This is a genomic window from Pedobacter sp. HDW13, assembly GCF_011303555.1.
Classification (GTDB): domain Bacteria; phylum Bacteroidota; class Bacteroidia; order Sphingobacteriales; family Sphingobacteriaceae; genus Pedobacter.
This window is the reverse complement of record NZ_CP049868.1, coordinates 2,956,242-2,982,293: the sequence shown is the minus strand read 5'-3', so window position 1 is coordinate 2,982,293 and position 26,052 is coordinate 2,956,242. Positions and strand designations below refer to the sequence as shown.

At 40.4% G+C, this 26,052-nt stretch carries 19 protein-coding genes; 2 read left to right on the top strand and 17 right to left on the bottom strand.

The features are described 5' to 3' along the window. Positions 1-98 precede the first annotated feature (98 nt). The 9 genes from G7074_RS12710 to G7074_RS27605 all read right to left on the bottom strand — a co-directional run bounded on the left by G7074_RS12710 (position 99) and on the right by G7074_RS27605 (position 14,331). Positions 99-1,967 (bottom strand): alpha-amylase family glycosyl hydrolase, encoded by a 1,869-nt coding sequence (locus G7074_RS12710; RefSeq protein ID WP_240916531.1) that lies wholly within the window; start codon positions 1,965-1,967, stop codon positions 99-101. Beyond that, entirely contained in the window at positions 1,964-4,282 is a 2,319-nt protein-coding gene (locus G7074_RS12705) for a glycoside hydrolase family 65 protein (RefSeq protein WP_166208689.1), read from the bottom strand. The genes G7074_RS12710 and G7074_RS12705 overlap by 4 nt, the downstream gene beginning before the upstream one ends. Positions 4,283-4,464: 182 nt before the next feature. Next, the gene (gene pgmB, locus G7074_RS12700; RefSeq protein WP_124561519.1) at positions 4,465-5,163 is read right to left on the bottom strand and encodes a beta-phosphoglucomutase; all 699 of its coding nucleotides are present in this window, start codon (positions 5,161-5,163) and stop codon (positions 4,465-4,467) included. A gap of 106 nt (positions 5,164-5,269) precedes the next feature. Then, entirely contained in the window at positions 5,270-7,210 is a 1,941-nt protein-coding gene (locus G7074_RS12695) for a glycoside hydrolase family 13 protein (protein WP_240916530.1), read from the bottom strand. Between the two features lie 72 nt (positions 7,211-7,282). Beyond that, positions 7,283-8,287: a SusE domain-containing protein gene (locus G7074_RS12690; RefSeq protein WP_124561518.1), complete on the bottom strand. Its 1,005-nt coding sequence runs from the start codon at positions 8,285-8,287 to the stop codon at positions 7,283-7,285. A 19-nt stretch (positions 8,288-8,306) separates the two neighbouring features. Then, positions 8,307-9,896 carry a RagB/SusD family nutrient uptake outer membrane protein gene (locus G7074_RS12685; protein WP_124561517.1) on the bottom strand — a complete coding sequence of 530 codons (1,590 nt, stop codon included), beginning with the start codon at positions 9,894-9,896 and terminating at the stop codon, positions 8,307-8,309. A gap of 13 nt (positions 9,897-9,909) precedes the next feature. Continuing rightward, positions 9,910-12,885 carry a TonB-dependent receptor gene (locus tag G7074_RS12680; protein WP_124561516.1) on the bottom strand — a complete coding sequence of 992 codons (2,976 nt, stop codon included), beginning with the start codon at positions 12,883-12,885 and terminating at the stop codon, positions 9,910-9,912. 433 nt (positions 12,886-13,318) lie between these two features. Further along, positions 13,319-13,807 (bottom strand): LacI family DNA-binding transcriptional regulator, encoded by a 489-nt coding sequence (locus G7074_RS27610; RefSeq protein WP_255456809.1) that lies wholly within the window; start codon positions 13,805-13,807, stop codon positions 13,319-13,321. Positions 13,808-13,851: 44 nt separating this feature from the next. Further along, positions 13,852-14,331, bottom strand: coding sequence for a LacI family DNA-binding transcriptional regulator (locus G7074_RS27605; protein ID WP_255456801.1), 480 nt, complete (start codon positions 14,329-14,331; stop codon positions 13,852-13,854). A gap of 331 nt (positions 14,332-14,662) precedes the next feature. Between G7074_RS27605 and G7074_RS12670 the strand changes: the two genes are divergently transcribed. Next, a complete protein-coding gene (locus G7074_RS12670; RefSeq protein ID WP_124561514.1) occupies positions 14,663-15,022 on the top strand; it encodes a PleD family two-component system response regulator in 360 nt (119 codons plus the stop codon). Between the two features lie 14 nt (positions 15,023-15,036). On the opposite strand, the gene G7074_RS12665 is transcribed toward G7074_RS12670, so the two are convergent. Beyond that, on the bottom strand, positions 15,037-15,390 hold the full coding sequence (locus tag G7074_RS12665) for a DUF6717 family protein (protein ID WP_166208686.1): 354 nt from the start codon (positions 15,388-15,390) through the stop codon (positions 15,037-15,039). Positions 15,391-15,539: 149 nt separating this feature from the next. On the opposite strand from G7074_RS12665, the gene dinB reads away from it, so the two are divergent. Next, positions 15,540-16,640, top strand: coding sequence for a DNA polymerase IV (dinB, locus tag G7074_RS12660; protein WP_166208683.1), 1,101 nt, complete (start codon positions 15,540-15,542; stop codon positions 16,638-16,640). A 237-nt stretch (positions 16,641-16,877) separates the two neighbouring features. On the opposite strand, the gene G7074_RS12655 is transcribed toward dinB, so the two are convergent. The 7 genes from G7074_RS12655 to G7074_RS12630 all read right to left on the bottom strand — a co-directional run bounded on the left by G7074_RS12655 (position 16,878) and on the right by G7074_RS12630 (position 26,030). Then, on the bottom strand, positions 16,878-19,085 hold the full coding sequence (locus G7074_RS12655) for a glutaminase domain-containing protein (RefSeq protein ID WP_240916529.1): 2,208 nt from the start codon (positions 19,083-19,085) through the stop codon (positions 16,878-16,880). Positions 19,086-19,114: 29 nt separating this feature from the next. Next, positions 19,115-19,351, bottom strand: a complete 237-nt coding sequence (locus G7074_RS27205) for a DUF4964 domain-containing protein (RefSeq protein WP_240916528.1) — start codon at positions 19,349-19,351, stop codon at positions 19,115-19,117. A 220-nt stretch (positions 19,352-19,571) separates the two neighbouring features. Continuing rightward, the gene (locus G7074_RS12650) at positions 19,572-20,405 is read right to left on the bottom strand and encodes a PKD domain-containing protein (protein WP_166208680.1); all 834 of its coding nucleotides are present in this window, start codon (positions 20,403-20,405) and stop codon (positions 19,572-19,574) included. A gap of 24 nt (positions 20,406-20,429) precedes the next feature. After that, positions 20,430-21,872, bottom strand: a complete 1,443-nt coding sequence (locus G7074_RS12645) for a PA14 domain-containing protein (RefSeq protein WP_166208677.1) — start codon at positions 21,870-21,872, stop codon at positions 20,430-20,432. A 30-nt stretch (positions 21,873-21,902) separates the two neighbouring features. Then, a complete protein-coding gene (locus tag G7074_RS12640; protein ID WP_158674118.1) occupies positions 21,903-23,597 on the bottom strand; it encodes a DUF4983 domain-containing protein in 1,695 nt (564 codons plus the stop codon). A gap of 31 nt (positions 23,598-23,628) precedes the next feature. Next, positions 23,629-25,248, bottom strand: coding sequence for a DUF5008 domain-containing protein (locus G7074_RS12635; protein ID WP_166208674.1), 1,620 nt, complete (start codon positions 25,246-25,248; stop codon positions 23,629-23,631). A gap of 32 nt (positions 25,249-25,280) precedes the next feature. Continuing rightward, entirely contained in the window at positions 25,281-26,030 is a 750-nt protein-coding gene (locus tag G7074_RS12630) for a hypothetical protein (RefSeq protein WP_124562101.1), read from the bottom strand. Positions 26,031-26,052 lie beyond the last annotated feature (22 nt).

Genomic DNA, 26,052 nt, shown 5'->3' with positions numbered 1-26,052 from the left:
ACCACAGAGGGCACTAAGTTTTACACAGAAAACACTGAGTATTAAATCTGCTCTGTTTTGTCTGTGCTTTTTCTTTGTGTACGCTGTGGTTAATATTGTTAAAATTCTATTACCTGTGCGCTTATAGGCGCCAATGTTACTGGTATAGCCGTTCCTGCCGGAATATTTAATTTTTTATCACTCAGCAAATCCGTAACCGGAGATGAAGATTTTACTTTTAAAATGTGATCGGGTATTTCGATGCTGGCCGTTAAAGTTTGGCTTCGATCAAAATTGGCTACCACTAACAGCCGCTGCTTGCCTGAGTAACGGATAAATGCATACATGCGATTGTTCATATTGCCACTAACCGGAACCTCATAAATTTCGCCATGTAAAACAGCATCGCTACTTGTGCTTACCTTTAAAAGTTGTTGATAATAGGCCCTTAGCTTTTTTTGATCAGCAGTTAATTTGCCGCCATCGAAAAAACCTCCGTTCATCCATTGCTGTTGATTTGGAACACCCCAATAATCAAAAATTGTAGTGCGGTTATCGTCGCCGCCAAAACCCTCCTCGCCTTTTCCGGGTTCGCCAACTTCCTGACCGAAATAAAGCATTACAGGGCCTGCGCCTAAAGTTGCCGAAATAACCATAGCAGGGAGCGCCAATTCAGCCTTGCCTGCAAAGCCTGCAGAAGCAATACGCTCTTCGTCGTGGTTTTCTAAAAAGCGTAACATGCGATCGCCAAACCCGGCACTTTCTTTCTGCCAAACCCTACCTATATCTTTTACATCAGCGTTTGATTCGTTCCTGATCAACCTTTTTAAGCCATCATACAAACCAACTTTATCGTACAAATAATCGAATTTACCCTCGTCTAAATATCGTTTATAAACTTGTGGATTATAAGCTTCACCCAGAAAAATTAAATCCGGTTTTGTTTTTTTAACCTGCGGGATTACCCAGTTCCAAAAGGCAATGGGCACCATTTCTGCCATATCGCAACGGAAACCATCAACTCCTTTATTGGTCCAATAAATTAAAATATCACGCATTTTTAACCAAACCGGTGGGATAGGATCAAAATAGGTTTTCTCTCCATTCTGGTAATCTACACCATAATTTAACTTGATGGTTTCGAACCAGTCATCGTATTTAGGTTGCGCCGCAAATACATTATTCCCTGTGGCCTTTGCCGGATTTTCATCAAATGTTCCGTCTTGTAAAACCGCAACGGACGTTTGTTTAGGTTCATATTGAGGTACCTGAAATTTTTGACGGGGGATGTAATAAAAATCATTTTTAGGGCTAAAACCTTTGGTTACATCATCCTGCGCACCAAAATCCACTACATTTTTGGGTTTGGCATACGAATGGTAGCTCCGCGCAACATGATTGGGCACGAAATCGATAATCACTTTCAGGTTTTTAGCATGTGTTCTTTTTACCAGTGCTTCGAACTCCTTCATCCGGTTTTTAACATCAACAGCTAAATCGGGATCTACATCATAATAATCACGGATGGCATAAGGCGAACCGGCCCTTCCTTTCACCACATCGGCGTCATCTACCTTTATTCCATAAGCAGAATAATCGGTTAAACTGGCGTGGGCAATGGCCCCAGTGTACCAAACATAATTTACGTGGAGCTCTTTAATGCCATCTAAAGCTTTATCGGTTATATCGTTAAACTTACCCGAACCATTTTGTTGGATGGTACCGTAAGGAATATTGGCTATGTTTTTATTCCCGAATAAACGGGGCAGTAACTGATAGATAACGATTTGTTTATCGTTCATTTTTCCGTGCTGTTTTTGTGCAAAGGATTGGGTAGCGAGTATTATAAAGATAGAGAAAAGGGTTAACATCCTCCCCCTGCCCCTTCCAAAGGGAGACAAGAGTGATATTTGAAAATTTTTCTTGTTAATTGAAGATTGCGGGGCTTCCCTTCTACCTTCAATCTTTAAACCCTCTACCTTTATCATACCAACTCGGCGTTATTTACTTCAATTTCGGCATTTCCTTCCAATTTATAAACCTGATTTCTGATTCCGATTTCTAAACCTACAGCGGTATTATTTTTTATGCTGATACCATTTTCGGTGATATTGATTTTTAAGGTAGCTCCCCTGAAACCAATGGTAAACGAAAACGATTTCCATTTGCCCGGCAAGAAAGGGTTAAATTGTAGTTTGCCGTTACGCACGCGCATGCCTGCAAAGCCTTCTACCACGCTCATCCAGGTACCTGCCATCGAGGTAATATGCAAACCATCTTCGGTATCGTTATTATAATCGTCGAGATCTAAACGTGCGGTACGCAGATAAAATTCGTAAGCACGGGCCTCATCATTCAATTTTGCTGCTAAAATACTATGCACACAAGGTGATAAAGAGCTTTCATGAACGGTACGCGGTTCGTAAAAATCGAAATTACGTTTCAAGGTATCCAGATCGTAATCTTCTTCAAAGAAATATAAACCTTGCAAAACATCAGCCTGTTTGATAAAGCATGAACGTAATATGCGGTCCCAGCTCCATTTCTGATTAATCGGCCTTTCGCTTGCTGGCAAATCTTTAACCAGGATCTGCTCTTTATCCAGATAACCATCCTGCTGTAAGAAAATGCCCTGTTCCTTATCTTCAGGATAATACATCTTTTCGATGATATCGGCCCAATCTGCAAATTCTTTCTGATCGAATTTTAAGCTTTTAATCAGGCTGTTGTATTTTTCTGGTTGTTGTTGTTTTACGGTTTTAGCAGCTTCAGTCGCATATTTCATGCACCAGGTAGCCAGCAAATTGGTGTACCAGTTGTTGTTTACGTTGTTTTCGTATTCGTTAGGTCCGGTTACGCCAAGCATTACGTATTGCTGTTTTTCGTTACTCCAGTTAACACGTTGTTTCCAAAAACGGGCAATGCCGATGAGTACTTCCAAACCGTAATCAGACAGGTAACTTTCGTCGCCGGTGTAACGGATATAATTGTAAATGGCAAAGGCAATGGCACCGTTGCGGTGAATTTCTTCGAAAGTAATTTCCCATTCGTTGTGACATTCTTCGCCGTTCATAGTTACCATCGGATACAGCGCTGCTCCATCTTTAAAACCTAGCTTAGCTGCATTTTCAATAGCTTTACCCAATTGTTTGTGGCGGTAAACCAGCAGGTTTTTGCTTACTTCCTGCGGAGCAGTGGCCAAGTAAAAAGGCACACAATAAGCTTCAGTATCCCAGTAGGTAGAACCTCCGTATTTCTCGCCGGTAAATCCTTTCGGGCCAATATTCAGGCGATCATCTTTACCAGTGTAGGTTTGAAACAGCTGAAAAATATTAAAACGGATAGCCTGTTGTGCAGAAACATCGCCCTCAATAACGATATCACTTTCTTCCCATTTGCTTGCCCAGGCCGTTGCTTGCTCTTGCAATAAGGTGTCGAAGCCTTTAGCTGTGGCTTTGGCAATAACTGCTTTGGTTTCTTTTAAAAGAGTTGTTTTAGGGTAATTTTCGGAAGATAAATTAGCCGCGATTTTAATTAGTGTTACTTCTTCATTTGCGTTTACAGCTACAGAAAATGTTTGACCCACAAATTTTTCTTTGCGTACATCAGTGGCACCAATATTTAATTGCTGGCCGTTTTGGTAAACCTGAATGTGGCTTCCGGTACAAACTTCAAATTGGGTTTTCTTGGTACTTAACTGAATGTAAGCTTCAGCACCCGAAATTTCGTCAGTTACCTGATCCCAGAATTTTTCATCGTAATTGCTATCCTGGTTTTTAACATCACCATCAATAAACGCGGTTAATGTTAAGGTTCCATCGAAATTTAAAGGTGTAATGCTGTAACGGATGGCACCTACTTCATCATCGGCAATGCTGCAAAAGCGGGTAGATTTAACTTTAACTGTTTTACGACTTTTTAATTTCGCGGTGAAAGTACGTTCCAGGTATCCTTCGTGCATATTTAATACACGTTTAAAATCACTTACTTCTGCAGTAGCCAGATCGAGCACTTCTTCGTCTATTTTAACTTCGATACCAACCCAGTTTGCTGCATTTAAAACTTTAGCAAAATATTCAGGATAACCGTTTTTCCACCAACCCACACGTGTTTTATCTGGATAATAAACGCCTGCTACATAATTACCCAATAGGGTTTCGCCGGTGTAAGTTTCCTCAAAATTGGCTCGCTGCCCCATCCGGCCGTTACCCAAACTGAAAATACTTTCCGAAATTTTATTTAAATGTGGATCAAAGCCTTCTTCGATAATGTTCCACTCATCTGCTTTAATGTAATTTTTCATTTTCTAATATCAAGTAGTTTGTATCCAGCTGTAAGACGTGACCAAACTTTATTTTATATTATTTAAAGGGAGTGTCGGGTAATTAGTATTATGAGTATCAAGTAATGAGGATCAAGATTAGCTAAAATATCGCCTCAAAATCCAGCCTAATATTTATTACTTAACTGATACTTGCTACGCCTTTACAACTCCTCTAAATCTTTAACTGTTAATTTATCCAATCCGCTTACTACCTTGTCGGCTTTGGTAAGCACGCTTTTTTCACCAATTCCAATGGCTTTCATCCCACCTCTTTTGGCTGCTTCTACCCCTGCAACGGCATCTTCAAAAACCACACATTCTTCTGGCTTAAAGCCCAAGAGTTCTGCGCCTTTTAAAAAAACTTCGGGATCGGGTTTTGATTTGGTAACCCTATTGCCATCTACAATTTCATCGAAAAAATGCGCAAGTTGGGTACGTTCTAAAATGATTGCCGAGTTTTTACTTGCCGAACCCAGTGCCAGTTTATAACCCGCCTGATGTATCGTTGTAAGAAAATCGACTGTGCCCGGCAAAACCTCTGCAGGTGTCATTTTGGCAATCATATCTACATACCAGCTATTTTTTAAGGTAGCCAGTTCTTCTTTTTCGGTATCGGTTTTATCTACACCTCCCCAGGCCAAAATCTTGTTTAAACTTTCTACCCGGCTTACCCCTTTCAATTGCTCATTCTGCTCTTCGGTAAAATCGAAGCCCATGGTATTGGCCAAACGTTTCCAGGCTTTATAGTGGTAAACAGCTGTATCAACCAGTACACCATCTAAATCGAAAAGACAGGCCTTAATGGAGGCTGAGGGCGAAAGGTTAAAGGTGGAAGGTTGGGTATGATTTGTATCTTGCATTTTGTTATATTTTTATCAAGTATCATATAGCGAGTATCAAGTAGTGAGTATCGAGATAGAATACCTGGTTTTACTTTCCGCTTTAGTCTTTCTACTTTTAGCTTTTTTAATTTAGCTCCAGTACCAAAGTTGTTTTGGCCGGTACTTTAATTTCTTTAAAAACTATAGTTTCGTTGGTAAGCACATTTCTGGCTGCTGTAATTCCGGCTGTGCGTTCAACAAACCTTTCGGTGTTTAAGTTTTTCTCTTTTTCAGTATTGTTTACAATTACCATTACCGTACCTTTTACATTGGCTGTGTACCGGAAATAAACATAAACATCATCCTGTGGCACAAACTGCATTAGCTTTCCACTATGCAGGGCAGTACTGTTTTTTCGGAAATTGGCCAGGGTTTTAACAAAATTAAAGGCTTCGCTTTCTTTCCCTGTACGACCATCGGCTAGGAATTTGTCTTTCTTATCGCCTTCCCATCCACCCGGAAAATCGGCACGTACCAGACCATCTGGATTGGAGAAGTTTTTCATCAGAATTTCGGTACCATAATACATTTGCGGAATGCCGCGCATGGTTAATAATATGGCCATTCCCATTTTATACTTATCGAAATCTTCGTTTACTACCGAGTAAAAACGGCTCATGTCGTGGTTATCGAGTGCAATACAGTTCCGGGTTGGATCCTGATATAAAAAATCGTGTGCAACTACATCGTATAAACGGTTTATGCCATCTGTCCAGCCATTTTTACCATTCAAAGCTTCGTAAATGGCATCTTTAACTGCCATATCGGTAATACCTGGTAAATGCGTATCGAAACCTCGGTTTACCGTATTGCCCTGGGTGAAAAAGGCCTGATTGGCCACTCCGTTTACAAAGGTTTCGCCAAAAATTGACAGTCTGGGGAATTCGGCTTTAATTTTAACTGCCCAATCGGCCATATAAACAGGGTCGTTATAAGGATAAGTATCCAAACGCAGGCCGTCGATTCCGGCATATTCGATCCACCAGATGTGATTTTGAGTTAAATAATTTTGCACGTAAGGGTTCTGCTCGTTTAAATCGGGCATAGAAGGTACAAACCAGCCATTCAACATTTGTTTACGGTCGGCAGTAGCGGCATGTGTATCCATTACCGTTTGATCGCGGTAACTGGTTTGCGTATATTTTGGCCATTGGTTTAACCAGCTTTTCATTGGTAAATCTTTATAAAACCAATGCTGGGTACCAATGTGGTTGTGTACAATATCTTTAATCACTTTCACCCCCTTGGTATGGGCCAGTTCTACATATTGTTTGTAGAGTGCATTGGTGCCATAGCGGGGGTCGATTTTATAGTGATCGGTTACGGCATAACCATGATAAGAGGCTTGTGCCATATCATTTTCTACCTCCGGAGTCATCCAAACGGTGGTTACGCCTAAATCTTTAAGGTAATCGAGGTGGTTTATTACCCCTTGTATATCGCCACCGTGACGGTAGTACATACTATCGCGGCTTAAAGCTGTTTCCTTTAAACCCTTAACCACATCGTTGGTTTTATCGCCATTGGCAAAACGATCGGGCATTAACAGGTAAATGAAATCTTTTTGCGTTATACCCTGAATCCGGCCAGCGCTTTTATCGCGGTTTTTTAATTCATAGCTGTAACTGAATATTTTTTTGCCGTTTATCAGAAAATTGATTGGAAACGTTCCCGCCTTTACGGTTGATGAGAGGCTTAAATCGAGGAAAAGATAATTTGGGTTTTCGACCTTATTAATTTTAACCAGTTTAACGCCAGGGTAATTTAAGGTAACAGTTGCATTGGCAATTTGATTGCCATGTACCAGCAATTGCAATTTCGGGTTTTGCATACCGCTAAACCAGAACATCGGTTCGATACGTTCTAATTTTTGGGCAAATAGGTTAACACTGCTTAACAGCGTAACCAGGGTAAGGAATACTTTTGTTAATCGCATACCATTTGTACAGGCATGGATTTTAGTTTGAGCATTATTTTTTAAAGAAAGAACGGAAGGAAAAATAGCTGAGGTAAGAAATCTGATCATGCTTAAACTTTGAAAAGGTTTAAAAACCCTGCAAAGATCAAATGATCCTCACAGGGCGATTTTAGTTAATGATTAATTTTTAACGAGGGTATATTTATTCCCTGCTACATCCAGCGTAATGGTATAATTACCAGCAGTAGCTACTGCTATATCAGCGCCACCAGCAGTTAGATTGCCACCACTGCCACCAAGGTTAACATCCCATTTGTGATCTTGTCGGAATTTAATTGAACCAACAGTGAGGTTTGTTGTTACTTTCCAGGTTCCTTTACCATCATTGATAAATTTCATGTCGGTATCGGTATCCCATTTGCCGGGAGTTGCATCGCCAATAATTGCCCAAACTTTAGCATCCTCTATTTTAATGGTTTTGGCTGTCATGTTTACCGTTACTTGTTTTAAGCCGGCAACACCTGAAGCGATATCTCCACCCGAAGTGCTAATTGCTCCGCCACCTGCATCGCCATAAGCTACATCCCATTTCTTTTCGGGAGTGATTTTAAAATTACCACCATCAAACTTGATGATACCCACGTACGTTCCATTACTGCTTAGTGAAACCAGACTATCGGCAGTTGCCGGGTTCCAGCCCTGATAGTTACCAGGAACATAAATCCAGGCTGAGGCCAAATAAGGCGTTGCACTTAAGGTAATGATATTCGAATAGGTTAAATCGTTTACTGCTGCGCCCGATTTTAAACGCACTTCAACCTGGGCAGCCACTCCAATTTTTCCTCCTAAAGCTAAAATCATGTTATTGATTTCGGTTACCGTTGGTGCATAGGTTTTAGCGGTAACCACAATCTCTTTCGGGGCAGCAAAGTCGGTACCCTTTAAAGCAAACTGCAAGGTGGTGTTTACAGGTACCACATAGCCTGTTGATGTAGCCAAAGGATAGCTTAGTGTTAACGCTACCTGTGCCCCGCTGGCTTGTACTAAATTTAATGTAGTAGTTGATGCAGTAAGCGTTCCTGCCGTTCCAACCACTGAAACCGTTTGGGTTTCGTCTTTTTTGCACGACCAAAGCGATAAGGCGATGAAGCAAAAGGCTAAGGTTTTGAAAAATATTGATTTCATATCTTATTAAATATTAAGATTAATAACCTGTGTTTTGAACCAGATTCGGGTTGGCAATTAAATCTGCTGCCGGAATCGGGTAAATGTTGCGGTGAGCTGGAATGGATGTTCCGGCTTTAACACCACCTTTAAATGGCCATAAGTAAGTAGAACCGGTAAATTTTCCGTAACGTACCAAATCTGTACGGCGGTGACCTTCCCAATACAACTCGCGACCACGCTCATCCAGGTAAAAATCGACCGTTAAAGCCGCTGTAGTAACATTACCATTTGCATTACCGTAAGCACGTTGGCGTAGTGCATTTACATAAGTTAATGCCTGACCAACTGTACCACCAGAACCACCGCGTGCTACTGCTTCACCATAAATTAAATATTGCTCTGCCAAACGGAACAAAGCAAAATCAAGCGAGCTGAAAGTTCCGTTTAATGATGCAGGAATAGTATTGGTACCTATAATGTTTTTAAACTTGGTTACACGCAATCCATCGGTAAATACACCAATTTCATCAACTGTGCTTTTAGCACCGAAAAAAGTACCCCGTTTATCGGCATTTCCATTTGCATCAGGAAATAACGCAGGCAGGTTTTGACGGGTTCTGTTTCCTCCCCAGCCACCATTTGGCACACCGTAAGAGGCAGTACCCATATCGGCATTAATACCGGCGTTGATGATGAAAGTAGTACCACCATAATTGGTACCATTTACGCCGTCATAATTAATTGTCAGGATGTTTTCGGTGTTGTTGATGTTATTATCAGCTTTGAAAAGATCCATATAATTAGCTTTTAAGCTATAGTTAGCTGCAATTACTTTACTAGAATAAGTAATGGCTTCAGTATATTTAGCTGTACCGGTATACACTTGTGCGTTTAGGTATAACCTCGCCAATAAAGCCCAGTCGGCACCTTTATCTGCACGACCATATTCATTGGTACGTGGTTCAGCTAAATCGCCTTCAATTGCTTTAAGTTCTGATTCTACATAAGAAAACAATGCAGCTCTCTGAATTTGTTTTGGAGCCACTTTACCAATCTCGTCGTTTTCGGTAACGAAAGGTGGGTTACCAAAAGCATCTAACAATACCCAGTATTGGTATGCGCGTAAAAAACGGGCTTCAGCGCGGTACTTTGCAATAGCAGTAGCATCGGCACCTGTAATATTGCGCGAGGCCAGTTTTTCTGGCGTACTTTCGCGAAGGAATTCGTTACAAACTGTAATCTGTAAAATGCTTCTCGAATATAAACCTCTTAAAAACTGGTTATCTACACTTGGCGTTCCATAATCCAGTTCAGGAATACCAGTATCGCCCCAGGCACAAATGGCCTCATCGGTAACCAGCTCCTGCGAGGTCCAGAATAAGCGTAAAAAATCTGCGAAACCAGAGTTTAATCCACCAATATCACTATTATCCGATCCGGTAGAACTGGTTAATGCATAAGTAGCATACAGTTTAACCAAACCTTGTTTATAACCTGCCGGAGTAGCATAAACGGTTGCCGAAGTAACATCGTTGGTAGGCAAAACGTTCAGGTCTCCTTTTTTGCATGAATTTAATGACAACAATAAAATACCTGATGCCAATATCGTTCTAAATGAATTTTTCATCTCTATCTCTTTATTAAAAACCAACATTAAAACCTAAGGTATATGTACGCGGACGTGGATACAGGTTGTAATCGATACCGCTACTTAGCTCAGGATCAATTCCATTGTAGTTCGTTACCGTAAAAACGTTCTGGCAGTTTGCCGAAATCCTTAACGAAGCAGTTCCGTTTTTAGATAATTTTCCGGCATTATAAGAAATACCTGCATTATCCATTTTCAGGAACGAAGCGTTTTTAACATAATAATCGCTCAGGAATTGGTTGTTCTGGAAATTGGTAGACAAGAAATCGGTTGATGCATTGTTGATTACCCCCGACGGACTTAAGATATTTGATCTGATTCCAAAGTTTGATGAAACGTTATCGTACACATAGTTGCCGAAATTGGCCCTAAGTGATGTCGTAAAGCTCCATTTTTTGTAAGAAAAAGAAGTATTAAAGCCAAGAGTAATACTCGGATCTGGTGATTTATAGAAATACTGATCGCTGGTATTGATTACGCCATCTTTATTCAAATCTTCATATACACCTTCCAATGGTTTGCCATCGGCATTATAAACCTGTTTATACACATAAAATGATCCTGGAATCTGATTAACCGCATTGTATTTTAAGGTTACACCAGTACCGCCAGTAATATCGCCAGCACCAACTTTCGAAGCCGGATCGGGATTAAGTGTTAGATTGGTTACCTTTCTTTTGTTGTATGCAACGTTTACGCCTAGATCCCAGCTGGTGTTTTCGGTTTTAATGGCAGCGAAATTTAAGCTGGCCTCAGCACCCCTTACATCCATATTACCCACATTGGTGGTTAATTCGTTATTGAAGTTGGTACCCACCGGAATGTTGATTTTACTTAACAAATCGGAAGTTTTTTTGTAGTACACATCAATACTTCCATATAAACGGCCTTTCATAAAACCGTAATCCAAACCTGCGTTGTAAGTTGTAGTGGTTTCCCATTTCAAATCCGGATCGTAAGCAGCCGGTGTGTAATAATTATAGAAAGTATTACCAATCTGATACTGACCGGTGTTGCTGTTGGCATAATATTTAGATAGGTAATCGTAATAACCAATACCATCTTTATTACCCGTTTGACCGTAGCTTAAACGCAATTTCAGGTCAGAAACCGATTCGCTGTTTTTAAGGAAATTTTCGTTCGAAATTCTCCAGGTAAAGGCAGCTGAAGGGAAATAACCCCAACGGTTTTTCTCCGAGAATTTAGAAGAAGCATCGGCCCTTAAAGTACCAGATAAAATATATTTATCGGCCAAAGTATAAATGAACCTTCCGTAGTATGAAAGCAATTTATCGCGATCAGTAGAGAAAGGGAAAACTGGTACTACCTGCACCTCACCTGTTCCTTTGTACGAGGTAAAATTGTAACCTGTTTTTGAGTTATCGTAATAACCGTAACCTGCTGTTACATCGAAACGGCTTTTAATACTTGCCGCCGTATGTGCATAGTTTAGGTAAAACTCAGAAAGCTTATTGGTTTCAGTATTTAAAGAATGCGTGTAGGAACCTTGTGTGGCTACACTTTGAGCCGCAAAAATAGGAACATGCACAGCCCCGTGACCTTTAGATACATCGTAACCTAAATTTAAATTAGCGTGCAATTCAGGTAAAAAGTGAAAAGAGTAATCGAAACGTGCATTTCCAAAACTTCTTTCGGCTTTACCATTGTTATCGTTAAGCCTAATCAGGGCTACCGGGTTACGTGGTGCATTCGGGTTTACCGAACCATCGCTTCTTAACCATTCGAAATAATTACCAAATTTGTTGCTGGCGGTAACCGATTGGGTTGGATCGAATTGAATAGCAGAACCTACAGCGCCAGAATTGGCAAAATGCGAATCTGTTAAAGCTCCTTTCAGGTTCAAATCAATTTTCAGGTGATCCTGAAATAATTTTGGTGAAATACTGATTGCACCTGTACCACGCGAAAAATGATCGGTAAGTAAAAGTCCCTGTTGATCTAAATAACCTGCCGAAACACGGTAAGGCACGCCTTTAAATGAACCGGCAATACTTAAGCTGTTATCGGTTGAGAAAGCATTCTGATAGATTTCGTCCTGCCAGTCGGTATTAGCGCCACCAAGTAAGGCGGTAAATTTCTTACCATCATCATACGAAGCATTTGGATTGGCATTTACAAAACTGCGGATTTGTTCAGAAGATAAAATATCTACCTTTTTAGCAACAGTTGCAATAGAGTTATTCGTACTGAAATTGATTACCGGAGCGCCTGAAGCACCTTTTTTAGTGGTAATTAAAATTACCCCGTTCGATGCCCTCGAGCCATAAATGGCTGTTGCATTCGCATCTTTTAAAACGGTAAAGGTTTCGATATCGTTCGGGTTAACCAATGATAGCGGACTTGGTGCATTGCCAATTGAGTTTCCGCTGAAAGGTACCCCATCAATTACCACCAAAGGATCGTTGCTGGCATTAAGCGATGCACCACCACGGATACGGATGGTACTTCCCACACCTGGCTGACCGCTGTTGGAAACGATGTTAACCCCTGCTACTTTACCCTGGATAAGCTGCTCGGGTGTTGTAATGGTACCTTTTTGAAAATCCTTGGCATTTACAGTAGTGATAGATCCCGTTAGGTTTTTCTTCTCGGCAGTACCGTAACCAATTACCACAACTTCGTTGAGTTTTTGTGCATCGGGTACCAATTGGAAATTAACAGTAGCGTTTGCCGAAACGCTCACCGTTTTATCGAGGGTTTGATAACCGATAAAACTTGCAGATACGGTTATAGAACCGTTTGATAATCCTGCCAGTTTAAAAACACCATTCGCATCAGTCGATGTACTTCTGGTTGTTCCTTTAACAATTACGGAAGCACCAGGTAATGGTAAGCCGGTTTCATCAAGCACTTTACCAGATACCGATCCGGTTTGTGCTTTTACCATTAATGCTGAAAAAACTAACAGCACCAAAAGCCCCTGTTTTAACAGGTAAAATACTCTCATATTTGAAGCTCGTTTAAGTATAAAAATTTGGTTAAATATTATAGTGATTTACACATAGGCCTAATTTACAGCACATAATGACATTTCAAAATTTATTTAAAAAATATATTTAGCACCATTTTTTGGCCCGAAATTTCTGGCTAAAAAATTCATTTTTCGACATAACTAAATTCAACTTTAAATTATTGTTAATTCATTAATTATCTAATTATCAATTAATTATAAATGTTAAATTTAAAAATAAAGTGTATTTTTTACACTAAGCCACTTTTAACCGATTTTTCGGGAACGTTCCCGAAAAATCGGAATCATTTTCGGGTCAATTTTCGGGAACGTTCCCGAAAACAAGTCGAAATTCTGCGTATTTTACACTAAGTGTCGATTTTTTTTGAAATTTTTGAGCTAAAAAAAGAGCGGATTTTCAGGCCGTTTTTTAGCCTGTTGAAGTCGAATTTCTTTTGATGATTTTAGAGGTCAAAACCACCTCATTTGCAGTGTTTTTATTGGCGTTATCATCCAAAATAGAGAACAGCAACCGGGCCGCCTCTTCCCCTATTTCGGTGGCCGGCTGGGTTATGGTTGTAAGTGACGGGTTGAGTAAGGGTGCAATCTCCAAACTGGAGAAACTGATCACCTTTAAATCAGTCGGGATATCGATCTTTAAATCGTAACATGCGTAGTAGGTAGCAAAAGCCAAACGTTCTACAGAAGTAAAAACCCCGTCGGGTTTTAATCCGGTTAATGCATCTTTAATGATGATGCTGTTTTCTTCGTAACTGTTACTGCAATCTACAATCAAGTGCTCATCAAACGGAACCTGGTATTTAGCAAGCGCATCAATATAGCCTTGCATACGGGTTTTACCAATAGATAAACTTTTATTTACCACCAGATAGGCAATACGCTTGCAGCCTTGTTCTATCAGGTGTTCGGTAGCCAGAAAACTGCTGTCATAATCATTTGTAATTACGCGGGGGTATCAATATCTTCGTAAATCCTATCGAAAAATACCAGAGGTAGCCGTTTTGCCCCAAATTTATTCAGGTAATTGTGGTCGTTGGCTTCGCCAGATACAGACATGATAATACCATCGGCCCTGCCATTGTGCAGGTGGCGGATAAAAGTAACCTCTTTTTTGTAATCATCGTCGGTTACGTAAATGAGGATATGGTAACCGTTTTCGCGTGCTACCCGTTCTATGCCGTGTATAGCCTGCGAGAAATAGTTATTGGCCAGTTCGGGCACAATAACTGCAATGGTTTTACTTTTTTGCTCGCGCAGATTGCTGGCGTAGTGGTTGGGCTGATAGTTTAATTCTTTTGCCTTGGCTAGTATGCGCTCTTTGGTAGCCACGTTAATATCGCTATTATCCCTGAAAGCCCTCGAAATTGTTGAAGTAGATAAATTTAAAGCCTTCGCTAATTTCTTAATATTAATACTATCCATTTTTGGCGATTAAATTCAATTAACCTGAATTAATGCTGTAAATATAAAGCATAAAAATCCTAAATAATTTATAAGCACTGCAAATTATCTGTTTAGTAGGGCTAAAAAAAATTAAGAACACATAACCAAACAAAGGAAAACCGAGTTAAATTACCCGTGATTTTTAATTGTTTTCCCAATAAATTATATCATTTTTAAGGCCCTGAACTAGCAAATAAATATTTACTTTTTTAAAACAAAAAGCATATTTAATGTATTAATAGTTAAAGGTTAATGATCATGTTTGCTTTTACAAAATGTAAAGAAGACTGAATGGAAATAAAACTACAAAATGGGAAATAAGAAAATACTCATTGCAGACGATGACGAAGGCATTGTTGACGCTGTGACGATGATTTTGGAAGTGATGGGCTATGATGTTGATTATACTTATGACGGCGGGGCGGTAATAGATGCGGTAAAAAATAAGCCAGATTTAATTATGCTCGATATCTGGATGAGTGGTTACGACGGAAGGGATATCTGCAAACAATTAAAAAATGATCCGAAATACAGCGGAATCCCAATCCTGATGATTTCAGCCAGCAGGGATATCAGACAATCAGCTATGGATGCCGGAGCCAACGATTTTATGGAAAAACCCTTCGAAATGGATTCTCTGCTCAATAAGGTAGATCATCTTTTAAACTAAGCGTCTTGCCATTACTAATCTAACGCTTTAAAATAAATCCGCTCAGGCAATTGTTTAAATACAAATTCAGTAACATGGCAAAGCCAAAGCCTGTGGTTTTTAACTTCGCCTTTAAAGGTTTCCAGTATATAATCGCCACCGCCACCCAGGTTTTCATCGCGCACGTAAACGAGTTCTAAAATTTCGGCCTGCTCAAAATGCTGATCCGCCATGAGCAATTTACATTCGCCTGCCGATGCAGCAATCCAGTTTAGCAAATCATCGGCTCCCTCAACCATTTGCAGGTCGCCGGAAGCTCCGGCCCATTCTGGAATATCGGCATACCATTCGTGTTTTGCATTTTTATAAAAGCGGATCGATCTTTCCATCTTTTGTAAAGAAAAAAAATCTAATCCAATAATGCTAAAAAAAATAGCGAAATTTAAGCAAAATTAATCCCTGCTACCCCCTACTCTGGCTTGCTTTTTTAATTTGCAACCTTCATTAGGAGTTACTGCGGGTTAGGTTTTAACCATTCATGTCGGAAGAAAACAATACGGTTTTAAGGAAAATAATCCACATTGATATGGATGCTTTTTATGCATCGGTAGAGCAGCGCGATTTTCCGGAATACCGGGGCAAACCAATTGTGGTTGGCGGTAAACCCGATAGTCGTGGCGTGGTGGCTACTGCAAGTTACGAAGCCCGCCAATTTGGGATCCGTTCGGCCATGTCGTGTAGTAAAGCCTACCAGCTATGTCCTACGGCTATTTTTGTATATCCGCGTTTCGATGCCTATTCTGCTGTTTCAAAGGCCATCAGAGAAATATTTAGCCGTTACACCGATCTTATAGAACCCTTATCTCTTGATGAAGCTTATCTGGATGTTACCGAAGATAAATTGGGCATTGGATCGGCAATTGATATTGCCCAGTCGATTAAAGACGCCATTAAAAACGAATTGAACTTAACAGCCTCAGCCGGGGTATCTGTTAATAAATTTGTGGCCAAAGTAGCTTCTGATATGAACAAACCAGATGGCTTAACGTTTATTGGCCCATCAAAGATTAAGGCTTTTATGGAAAAACTTCCGGTTGAAAAGTTCTTTGGTGTGGGTAAAGTAACCGCCGGCAAAATGAAAGCCATGCAGCTTAACACGGGAGCCGATTTAAAGAATTTAACAGAATCGCAGCTGGTTGCTCAGTTCGGTAAATCGGGTAGGTTTTATTATAAAATTGTACGTGGAATAGATGAGCGACCGGTACAAGCCCACCGCGAAACAAAATCAGTTGGTGCTGAAGATACACTCCCCGAAGATACCAACGACGATGCTGTAATGCACGATTTGCTGAAACAGATTAGTGAAACAGTAAGCAAACGTTTGGAAAAATACCAATTGAGTGGTAAAACAGTTACCTTAAAAATAAAATTTGCCGATTTTAAGCTCATTACACGTAGCAGGTCGTTTTCTACACCTATTTACCAGGCAGAGGTAATGTATAAGGAAGCGGTTAAGCTGCTTGAAGAAGCAGAGCTGGGTGCATCAAAAGTAAGGCTGCTCGGCATTACTTTGTCGCGCTTTTATGAGGACGGACCGGTTGAGAAGCCGGAAAGCAACCAGCTGGAGTTTGAATTTTAGTCTACTGCTGTTATTTACCATATGAGACATTTAAGGGCATATAAGCGTATTCGTTCAAGTTCGTTTTTACAGGTTGTATAGAAATAGCTATTCATTTGCAACGAATTAAAAATGCGACAGAGTCGCGAAGCTAAAGTGCACGCGTTAATAAACGCGCATAAGCCAAAAGTGCTAAATAAAAAAGGTCCTGCATTAAATACAGGACCTTCGATTGTTTAAAGGGTATTAAATTAAATCCTATTTGGCTTTTAGTTTATCGGCAAACATTTTCATGTAAAAACCACCAACTACACTGCGGGCTTTAAAATTATCGCGAATACCGGTATTCGAATCATAGAAATCGTTTAATGGTACTCTTGATTCTGTTTCTATAGCATGTTTATAAACCGGATGTACCAAAGCCTCAAACTCTGCTCTGGTTGGTGCAAATGTAGCTGTCCATAAAATCCAATCATTTTTGGTGTAAGCTTTTCTGCTATCCAATGGAATACCGTACCTATTTTGTTTGGTTAAGTAATATTTGGTTTCGGTATCGTAAATTTTTTGCGGGAAGAGATTTAAGTCCAAAACCTTATCCCATACCAGGTTGTATTTTTGGCTCCAGGTATTTTTATTATCGAAGGTTAAAGCGTAGTGATCGCCAGCATCTGCCATTTCCATCCATTTTGGTACCATGCTTTCGGCAATGTCACGGTATTTTTTAGCTACATCTGTATAACCTAAAGTTTGTGCCATTTGCGCATAACAGGCAATACCTACAATAGCTTTTACCGATAAATTTGCGTTGCGCGCCAGGTGACCGGCAAAATCATCGGTACAGAGTTGTGTTTTTGGATCTAAACCTTCTTTCGTTAAATAATCAACCCAGGTAGTTAGTGTTTTCCAATGTGCTTTAGCATAGTCGGCGTTTCCTTGTGCTTTAGCAATAGCAGCAGTTAGAATAATCATATTGCCCGATTCTTCAACCGGCATGGGTTCGCCATAAGTTTGACCGTTTGCCAAAGGATAGGTACCTAAATCGTGTGCAGCCCAAGGGTGAGGATATTTTCCGCTTTCGCTGAAATAGAAAATACCATTTAGCATACCTTGCAACAATTGTGGATTATAAATCAGATATAATGGTGCTGATGGATAAGTTACATCAACGGTATTGATAAAACCGCCGCTATTGTTCTCTTTTGATAGCCATAAAATTTCGCCCTGCTGGCTTTTTACCAATGTGTGGGCGGCAATGCTCTGGCGGTAAGCTAAAAGGCACAAATCTGCATATTCTTTTCCGCCTGATTTTAATGCATCGGCATACACTGTTTTATTAAAGGCTTCGCATTTGGCGATCACCGATTTGTACTCATTAGCTGCAGCAGTTAACTGACCTTCGATGGTTTCCTTGCCAGAAGTATTCCACCAGGGCCTTAAATTCTGGTTAAAATATTGTACTGAATAAATTTCATCGTAACCCAGTTCAACAAATTTTTCTACAGCCGTTTTGCCCACATTGCCAAAAGGAATAAGGGTATTTAGCGCCAGCATTTTGCCTTGCTTAGCTGTTGAGGCTGAATTTCCGTTTCTGAAAGCATCTGCAGCATCCTTTTCGGAAGTTACAAACTGGATAGCATTGCTGGTTTTTGGGGCAGCAACATAAAAATAACCCCAGTCAATCCGCATGTCATCGCTTGCTTTCTGAAGCACTGGTTGCTCTACCGTACCTGCTTTTAAAACCGATAATTTTGGCGTGTTATATTTTGTAGTATTTACCACTTGTGAAGGTCTGTAAACTGCAATATTGGTTGATGCACTTAAATAAACCTTAACCTGGTGCGTTTTACCATCGTTGGCTTTCACCTGGTAGGAAACATAAGAAACCGGGCGAGCAAACAAACCTAAATCGTTCATTAACAATGGCGAAGTAAAGGTTAATTTTAAATCGATTTTACCACAGGTAAAGTTGTAAATGGTTTGCGTGGCATTAATATCAACACTTTTTTGTTTAGCCAGCTGTACTTTTTCCGCGTTATCTTTTAATTTATCAACCAGGCCGAAATCGAGGTAACGGCCACCTGCTGTATTAAGTAAATGGATTGCAATTACATTTGAACCAGCCTTTAATGCATTTTTATCGCTGTTGCTTAAGGCAATGTATTGGAAAGTATTGGTCCAACCTTCTTTGGTATATACTTTCTTGCCGTTAAGGTAAACCTCAATGTTATCATCGTGGTTTATTTTTAAAAACAGCTCGTTTATTGATTTAGGGTTGGCAACATTAAATGTTCGACGCACCCATATATCGTGAGATTTCCATAAGGTTTTAACGGTTTTGGCATCATCGCCAATGGGTGCAGTACCTGTTTGCCAGCTACCAGCGTTGTAGTTTTCAGCTTTCCAATCGCCTATTGGCTCGGTTTCGGTATAATTTACCTGATAGCCTTTTTCGTCAGAAGCAGGCACTATGGTTTTGTAATTCGTAGCTTCTTTACCTAAAAAACGGTAAATCCCCCGTCTACATCAATAAGCCCTAAAAGCGAATGCTCTGCTCCTGTCCAGTGTTCGGTTGACGATTCGTTTAATTTATCGGTGTTAGACCAGATGCTGAAATAGGTATTGTGCGTAATTAACGGATAAGCCGGTGCCTTTCGGTCCTGCGCTTTTAATAAACCACCTGCAAACATGCAGCCCAGTAAGCCTAAAAATTTTAAAGTTTTGATTTTGTTCATAATTGTGTGTGTAATGAAATTTATATTCCGGTTAGAAACAGCGTTAGTTAAACGTTTTACTAAAGTATAAAATATAATTTAATTAGACGAGAGAATTCAGATTTTAATTGTCAAATTGACAATTAAATTTGAACGATAGATATCAGTAAAATCTTCTCAAAAAAAATACATGAAGTTTTTAGGCCTCATGTATTTTCAAATGGTGTGGAGAGAATGTTACTTATGGTTGTTTTTTATTGATTGTCCACTCGGCAAGCTGGAATATACGGCTTCCCCTGTTCGATTTGATGTAAAGCCTGTAAAACTTATAGGCAATGTAATTATCGAAGTGGAAAAGTTTAGTCTGTTTCCTGCTTACGCCACTGTTCTCATTGGCCCATGGACAAACTGTTACGGTGTGCAAATCGGTAAACTGAATACCATCTAACGAGCCCTGTAAAATCCAGTACCTTGGGTCGCGGTCGGCTGCATCGTTACCCGAAGTCATGGTATAGGCACCCACCACTTGTGGGGTATTGAGTTCGAAAGTACAGCGCTGCGTTCCATCAAAACCTGCCTGTAAAAATTTAGTGTTAATATCCTGGTCAACCAGCTTTTTAGAGCCCTCGTTCGAATCGGGGCCGGCGCCGGCCTCGAGGTTAACCGAAAATTTACCGCCAATGGTTTTCATGTAGTTTTCGCCATATTTGGTCGGGTCGAAATTCGGATCGACAACTTTCAAATTAATCTCTTTGGTTGCAGAGTAGCCCTGTCCGTTACGGATGGTTAAAATTACCCGGTAAGTGCCCGGAAAGCGGTACACGTGTTTAGGCGAAACTTCAACCGAAGTACTGTCATCGCCAAACTGCCACAACAAGGTTTTATAATTTTTCAGCTCGGCCGTAAACTGTACCTCCTGGTATTTTACCGGATCTGGTATTTTGTAATCGAAAGCTACCAATGGTTTGGGTTCTTCCACTACGGGAACAACCTCCTCCGTATCGCTATTTTTGCACTTTACCGTTAACACAACGATAAGCAGTAAAAGCGCACAGATGTTGAATAATCTTTTCATGTTACTTTTCATATCTATTTATGTTTATGGAGTTGGAAATAATTGTGTTCTCGGTACAGCACGTTTACCTGTTATACCAGCTGATGGCACCTCATATTCGAGGTAAGCTTGTTGACCACCCACATTTTCGCGGTGGTGCGCTTCAATCCTATATCTGATACCGCGTTCTAAACGGATAGTTGCTTTTCTTTCTGGTTTATCCCACTGCGTGGTATAGTCATCAATAATTGCCTTACCATTAATGAATAACCGCGATCCATCATCCCAACGGGTTTGGTAGAAAACATAATCCCCTCTTACCGGTGCCAAAAATTCGCCAGACCATTTTGTGGCAAAATTATCACGGCTTAAAGATGTACCAGAAGTATTTTTTACGTTATCCGGCCAGCCATCGCCCGAAAACTCAATCGTACCATCAACGCGGGTAGCAAAAGGCTCACGGCCATCATCTGGTGCCAGCTGGGTATTGGTATAGTATTTGGCAATTAAACCGGTACCATTGCCAATAATCGGCGAGTTGTTATCGAGGTTTACATTTGGATCTACAACTACAATTACCTTACCTTTTGTTGGGTGGATTACGTGATTGGTGTTATCGTACAAGCTCAATGCAAAAGCGAATTTTTTATTGGCTACAATGTTGGCATCGAAAACCGGCCACGGAATGGATAACCTGACTGTTGCACTGCTTGCACCGGTATTAAACCTCACCAAAGTATCAATCGTAAAATCTTTAGCGGCAAGGTGAATGGCATTTGTAAGGGTACCTGCCGAAAGCAACGTTGCAATCGTATCTACATTATCTTTAATTTTTACGTTAAAGGCTGTCGTAGGTGCATTTTCTAAACTGATAATTAAAGGAATAGTAACACCTGCAGGCCCCACTTGATAATTAGGCCCTTGGGCAACATTATAAATGCCCCCACCTTGAAAAGTTAAATAATGGATATCGGTAGATTTAAAGAGTTCGCTTGTATTGATTACAACCAAAATGTTCGATTTACCATTGGCTACTTTGTTACCTTTGCCAGGTGCAGCCAGTTTTAAGGCAAAAACTACTTTTTTACCATAATAACGTTCTAGTGCAGCCTTGCGCACAATGGCAATACCTTCGCCACTATTTGCACCGTACGATACATTAATTACAGTAGGATATTCTACCGCTGTTGAAGGCATTAGTACAGCATTGGTTAAAGTACCGTTATTGATTAACTGTGCAACGGTATCGTTATTTAAGGTTAAACCCACCTGAAAAGCTTCTTGTGCAGCATTTGTTAGGGAAATTTTAAATGGCACCCTAACAAATTGATTATCAATAGAAACATTACCAACAACAATTCCTTCTCCTGTGATACTACTACTTTCGTTATCAGGCAATTTCAAATCTTCTATCTGCGATTCTTTACATGAATAGGCACCAATAATAATGGTTAGGCCTATTAATACAGTGTATATAATTTTTTTCATTTTCGATATTTTTAAATGATCCGCAAAATTTTATTGATCTAACCACACTCTACCATCAAGCGCCCAGGTTTGCTTGTTGGCTATCTTTAACCAGTTAATTACCTGAACTGGTATATCGGCTGTTTGTGGTACCATCACTGCCAGAGTACTGGCAGCAGGCGGACAGATTAGATCGTTAAAATTCTCCCAAACGTATGCTCCCTGCAATTTAAAATCGCGGGCCTGAGAAGAAAGATCGATCATTTTATCGCCGTTTCCGTCGGTTGCAGGCCAATAACCAACCAAAAAGTTATAAGAAGGATGACTTTGATCAATAGCTGTTTCGCAGGCGTATTGCCCAATAACGCCATCGGGTACGCTTAGTTTAAAGAAACGGATATCGGTAACGTAAACATCAGGTTCTCCGTGACCCTGACCATTTAAATAGCCCAGTTTAAGTGCATTCGAATTAGCCAGTGAGCCTGAAGCTGTAATTTCAACTTCGTTATTGAAAGTTCCGTTGGTGTAGGTACGGATAAACCTTTGATTGCCACGCTGCTCTAATTTTACCGAAAGATTTTCCCAGCGCCCCTGAATGAGGTCGCCACCTCTGCATTGCTTATAATCGCCGTCTTTGGTTCCTCTCCACTCAAAATACCAGTAGCGGTCTTCGAGGTAAATTACCCAGCCCACGCTAGGGTGACCGCCCGACCACTCGTTTCTTTTACCCAAAATACTTGGCCAGAAAAACTGCTCTTTGTTTTTTTTCACCTTGAGCTCTATGGTCATTTTTGTGGTATCGTCTATGTTATAAACACTTGCATCAGTACCTGCAATTTCTGCCCTGATATCTTGTCCAACCAGTTTAACTGTTTTGCCCAGGTAGCGGTTACCGGTAAATGGCTTAACAAGTATCCTTTTCTTATAACTTGCGCTGTAATAAATTACAAATGCGTTATTGGCTGTTTTACTAAAAATGGTTTGATCGTCGGCGTTCGGTGGAAGTGTAAATGCACCTCCATCGCTCGAGGCAATTACGACCAGCCAATCTTCATTTGCATAGTTTTTACGTTTCTTTAAAGCGGTGATAATCTCTCCAACACCGGCATCAAATTTTTCGATTGCCGATTTATATGCAGGAAATGAATTATCGTAACCAGAAGCGGCACCAGCTTTATCTACATCGGTAAAATGCCCAACAACCACAGAGGCTGTATCGGTATTCAGCTGATTAATTACCGCTGCCTTTACCTGATCGTCGCCAGCTACCAGATCGCTGATATCGGCACCGGTGGTTAAGCTCTTAAACACTGCCGACGAGGTATAAGCCGCAATTTTAGTCTGCGGCCTGCTTTCTTTAATCCGTTTAAAAATAATCGGATAATTCTGCAGGTTATTATTGGTCAGCGCATCATCGTTTACCAGGCTTTTGGTTTTCTTTACCCCTGTTAACATGTTTGCCCAATTGCTGGCGTTCTGGGTAGATTCAGGCTCGTTTAAGGCCACCCAACTGTAAATAGAGGTTGGCAGTAAAGCGGTAATATTTGGAATATTGGCCGCCGCTACCGATTGTCCTCTTGCACCATCAACAACCAGATACAAAACCTTACGGCTGCCATACCTTACCTTGGTAGTATCGGTACCATCTTTAGTGGTAAGCGTTCTATCGAAATCTTTGTTACAAGAAAATATGGCGGTTGTAATTATTGCGGCCATGAGACCAATCAATAATTTATATTTTTTCATTATGCTCATCTTAATTTATATTTAACTGGGCTTATTCAATAGTTACTCTTACAATATTGTTATAGGGCTGGTTATCGAAACGGTTAAAGCCGCCAATCAGCAACAAGGCTTTTTTACCATCGGCAGATTTGGTTTCAACCACATCCGACAGGTTTCCGGAGAATGGGCCTGTGGCATTATATCCCGGTGCAAGTAAACCTGCCGCGGTAAGTACCATAAAACCATTACGGGTTACATTATTGTATTTTTTAAAGCCTCCACCTACTACAATCAGTCCGCCTGTAATTTGCCGTGCAAAACCAGGATAGCCACCCTCAAATGCCCGCGCGCTAAACGATTCGTCTAAACTTCCGTCTTCGTTAATCAGGGCCATTCCATTGGCAGGTTTGCCATTGTAACGGGTAAAGGTTCCGGTGATTAAATACTTGTGGGTAGTAGCATTGTAAGTAAGCGAGCCGATACCATTATCTACCCCGCTGCCCGGGTTAAAGCTTTGGTCTACCGTTCCGTTGGCTGCAAGCCTTAATATCCGTACAGCAGGTTGCCCGTCGAAAGTGTTGAAATTACCAAAGACCATTAGCTTTTCGAGGTTGGCTGCATCGGTATGCATGTAGGTATCGATAGGGCCATTGGCGCTTACGTTACCCTTGTTTGTTCCTGTATTGAAACGATAGGTTTTATCTAAAGAACCATCGAGATTGAACCTCAATATCTGACGGATTTCGGTACTATCCAGAATAACCGTATCGCGTGTAAAATCGTAATTATCTTTATCGTATGTACGTTTTACATAATACCTGAAATTACCTGTTGCCAGAATTTTTCCCTGATGCGGATAAACACGGTTAATATATTCGTTGGTACCGCCATTAAATTTAGGAAACCATTTTTGGGTAACCGTATCGGTTAAGGTTGGTTTCTTTTTGGTTTGTATTTTAATGGTATCAATCGCTCCATTAGGGTATAAGCTGGTAATGTTGCTGATGTTTTCGGTACGCTGGTTGTAACCACTAAAACCGCCGGCAATAATAAACCTCCCGCCAATTTCGATTACCCGAGATAATGAACCATTGGCACCTCTACCCGTTCTGAAAGTACGGTCGTAATCGCCATCTAACGATGTTCTGGCAATGCGGTTAATATTGGTAATAATCCCTTTATTATCGTAGTTGTTAAAAGCACCAATTACCAGTGCACGGCCATCCAGCATTTCGTAAAACTGGCTTACGTAACCATTTGTACCGGCTATTGCTTTCCAGGTTACATCATTTTTGATGATACCTGTTACAACGAACTGCGGACCAAGTATTAACTGATCGCCAATGGCAATTGAAGTGATTCCTGTACTTCCGGCATCGGGTACCTTAACCGTAATTTCGGTTGCGGTTACGCTTAACACCTGTGCCTTTTCGCCATTAAACATAAAGCTTAACTGATCTTTATAAGGTAAAAGCCCTGTGGCCTTAACGGTAACCGTTGTGCCTACTATCCCTTCTGCCGGAACAGGCAGTAAAGTCTGGCTAATACCAATACCCAAAGCAGCCTTTCCATCTGCATACGGATCGCTACCCAATTCTTCTTCTTTTTTACATCCCTGAATAACTAAGGAGCAAAGAAAAAATACGATTAGCATGTATTTTATTTTTTTCATGTTTTTGTTCTTTTAAAATTACAACAGGCTAATTATTTGTTACTTGGTGTTAAACCGGTATTGTACACATCATTAAAAAACTCGTAGAGATTAAATCCAATGTATGCGCCCTGATAGCGAAGGCTGTGCACCATGCCATTGGTTGGTTTAATATCGGATGACGCCACATAACTGATGTACCAATTATCACTTGGTTTTGAAATATCAGGGATGTAAGAAAGTACCAATTGCCTGTAGCCTATGTACTTAATACCGTTGGCACTGTTATAAACCACCCCTATGTTTGATACATCGTTATTGTAATCATAATGGAGGGCTCCAGGGTAAATGCTTTTTAAATCCATATCAATCTGCGGATAATCTTTTAATGCATTTACACCTTTAAACATGTAGCGTTGCAGATACTTGCGCCAAATTAGCGGACTAATCTGATCAAGTGTTTTTACGGTATCTTTTCCTGCTTCGTAAAGCAGTTGGTTTAAAGATTGTAACCTTGGATTTTTATTCCTCTCGAAAGTGTGTATGTCGCCAATTGTTCTTTTAATCACATCATCATCGAAAGCAAAAAAGGTAAAGTCTTCCTTACTAAATTGCTCTTCCATACCAGCCAGCTTAACAATTTGTGCTACGGTATCGAAAGGAACTTTTTTATCTTTCAGGTATTGCAACATATTGCCCTGATATTCGGGGTTGGCCCTGCCGCCATCTATATAATATTCGTCACGTTTACAAGCGTTTAACAAGAGTAAAAGTGCCGCACATATCATCATTAGCTTTTTCATATCTTCTTCTTAATCTTTTTAA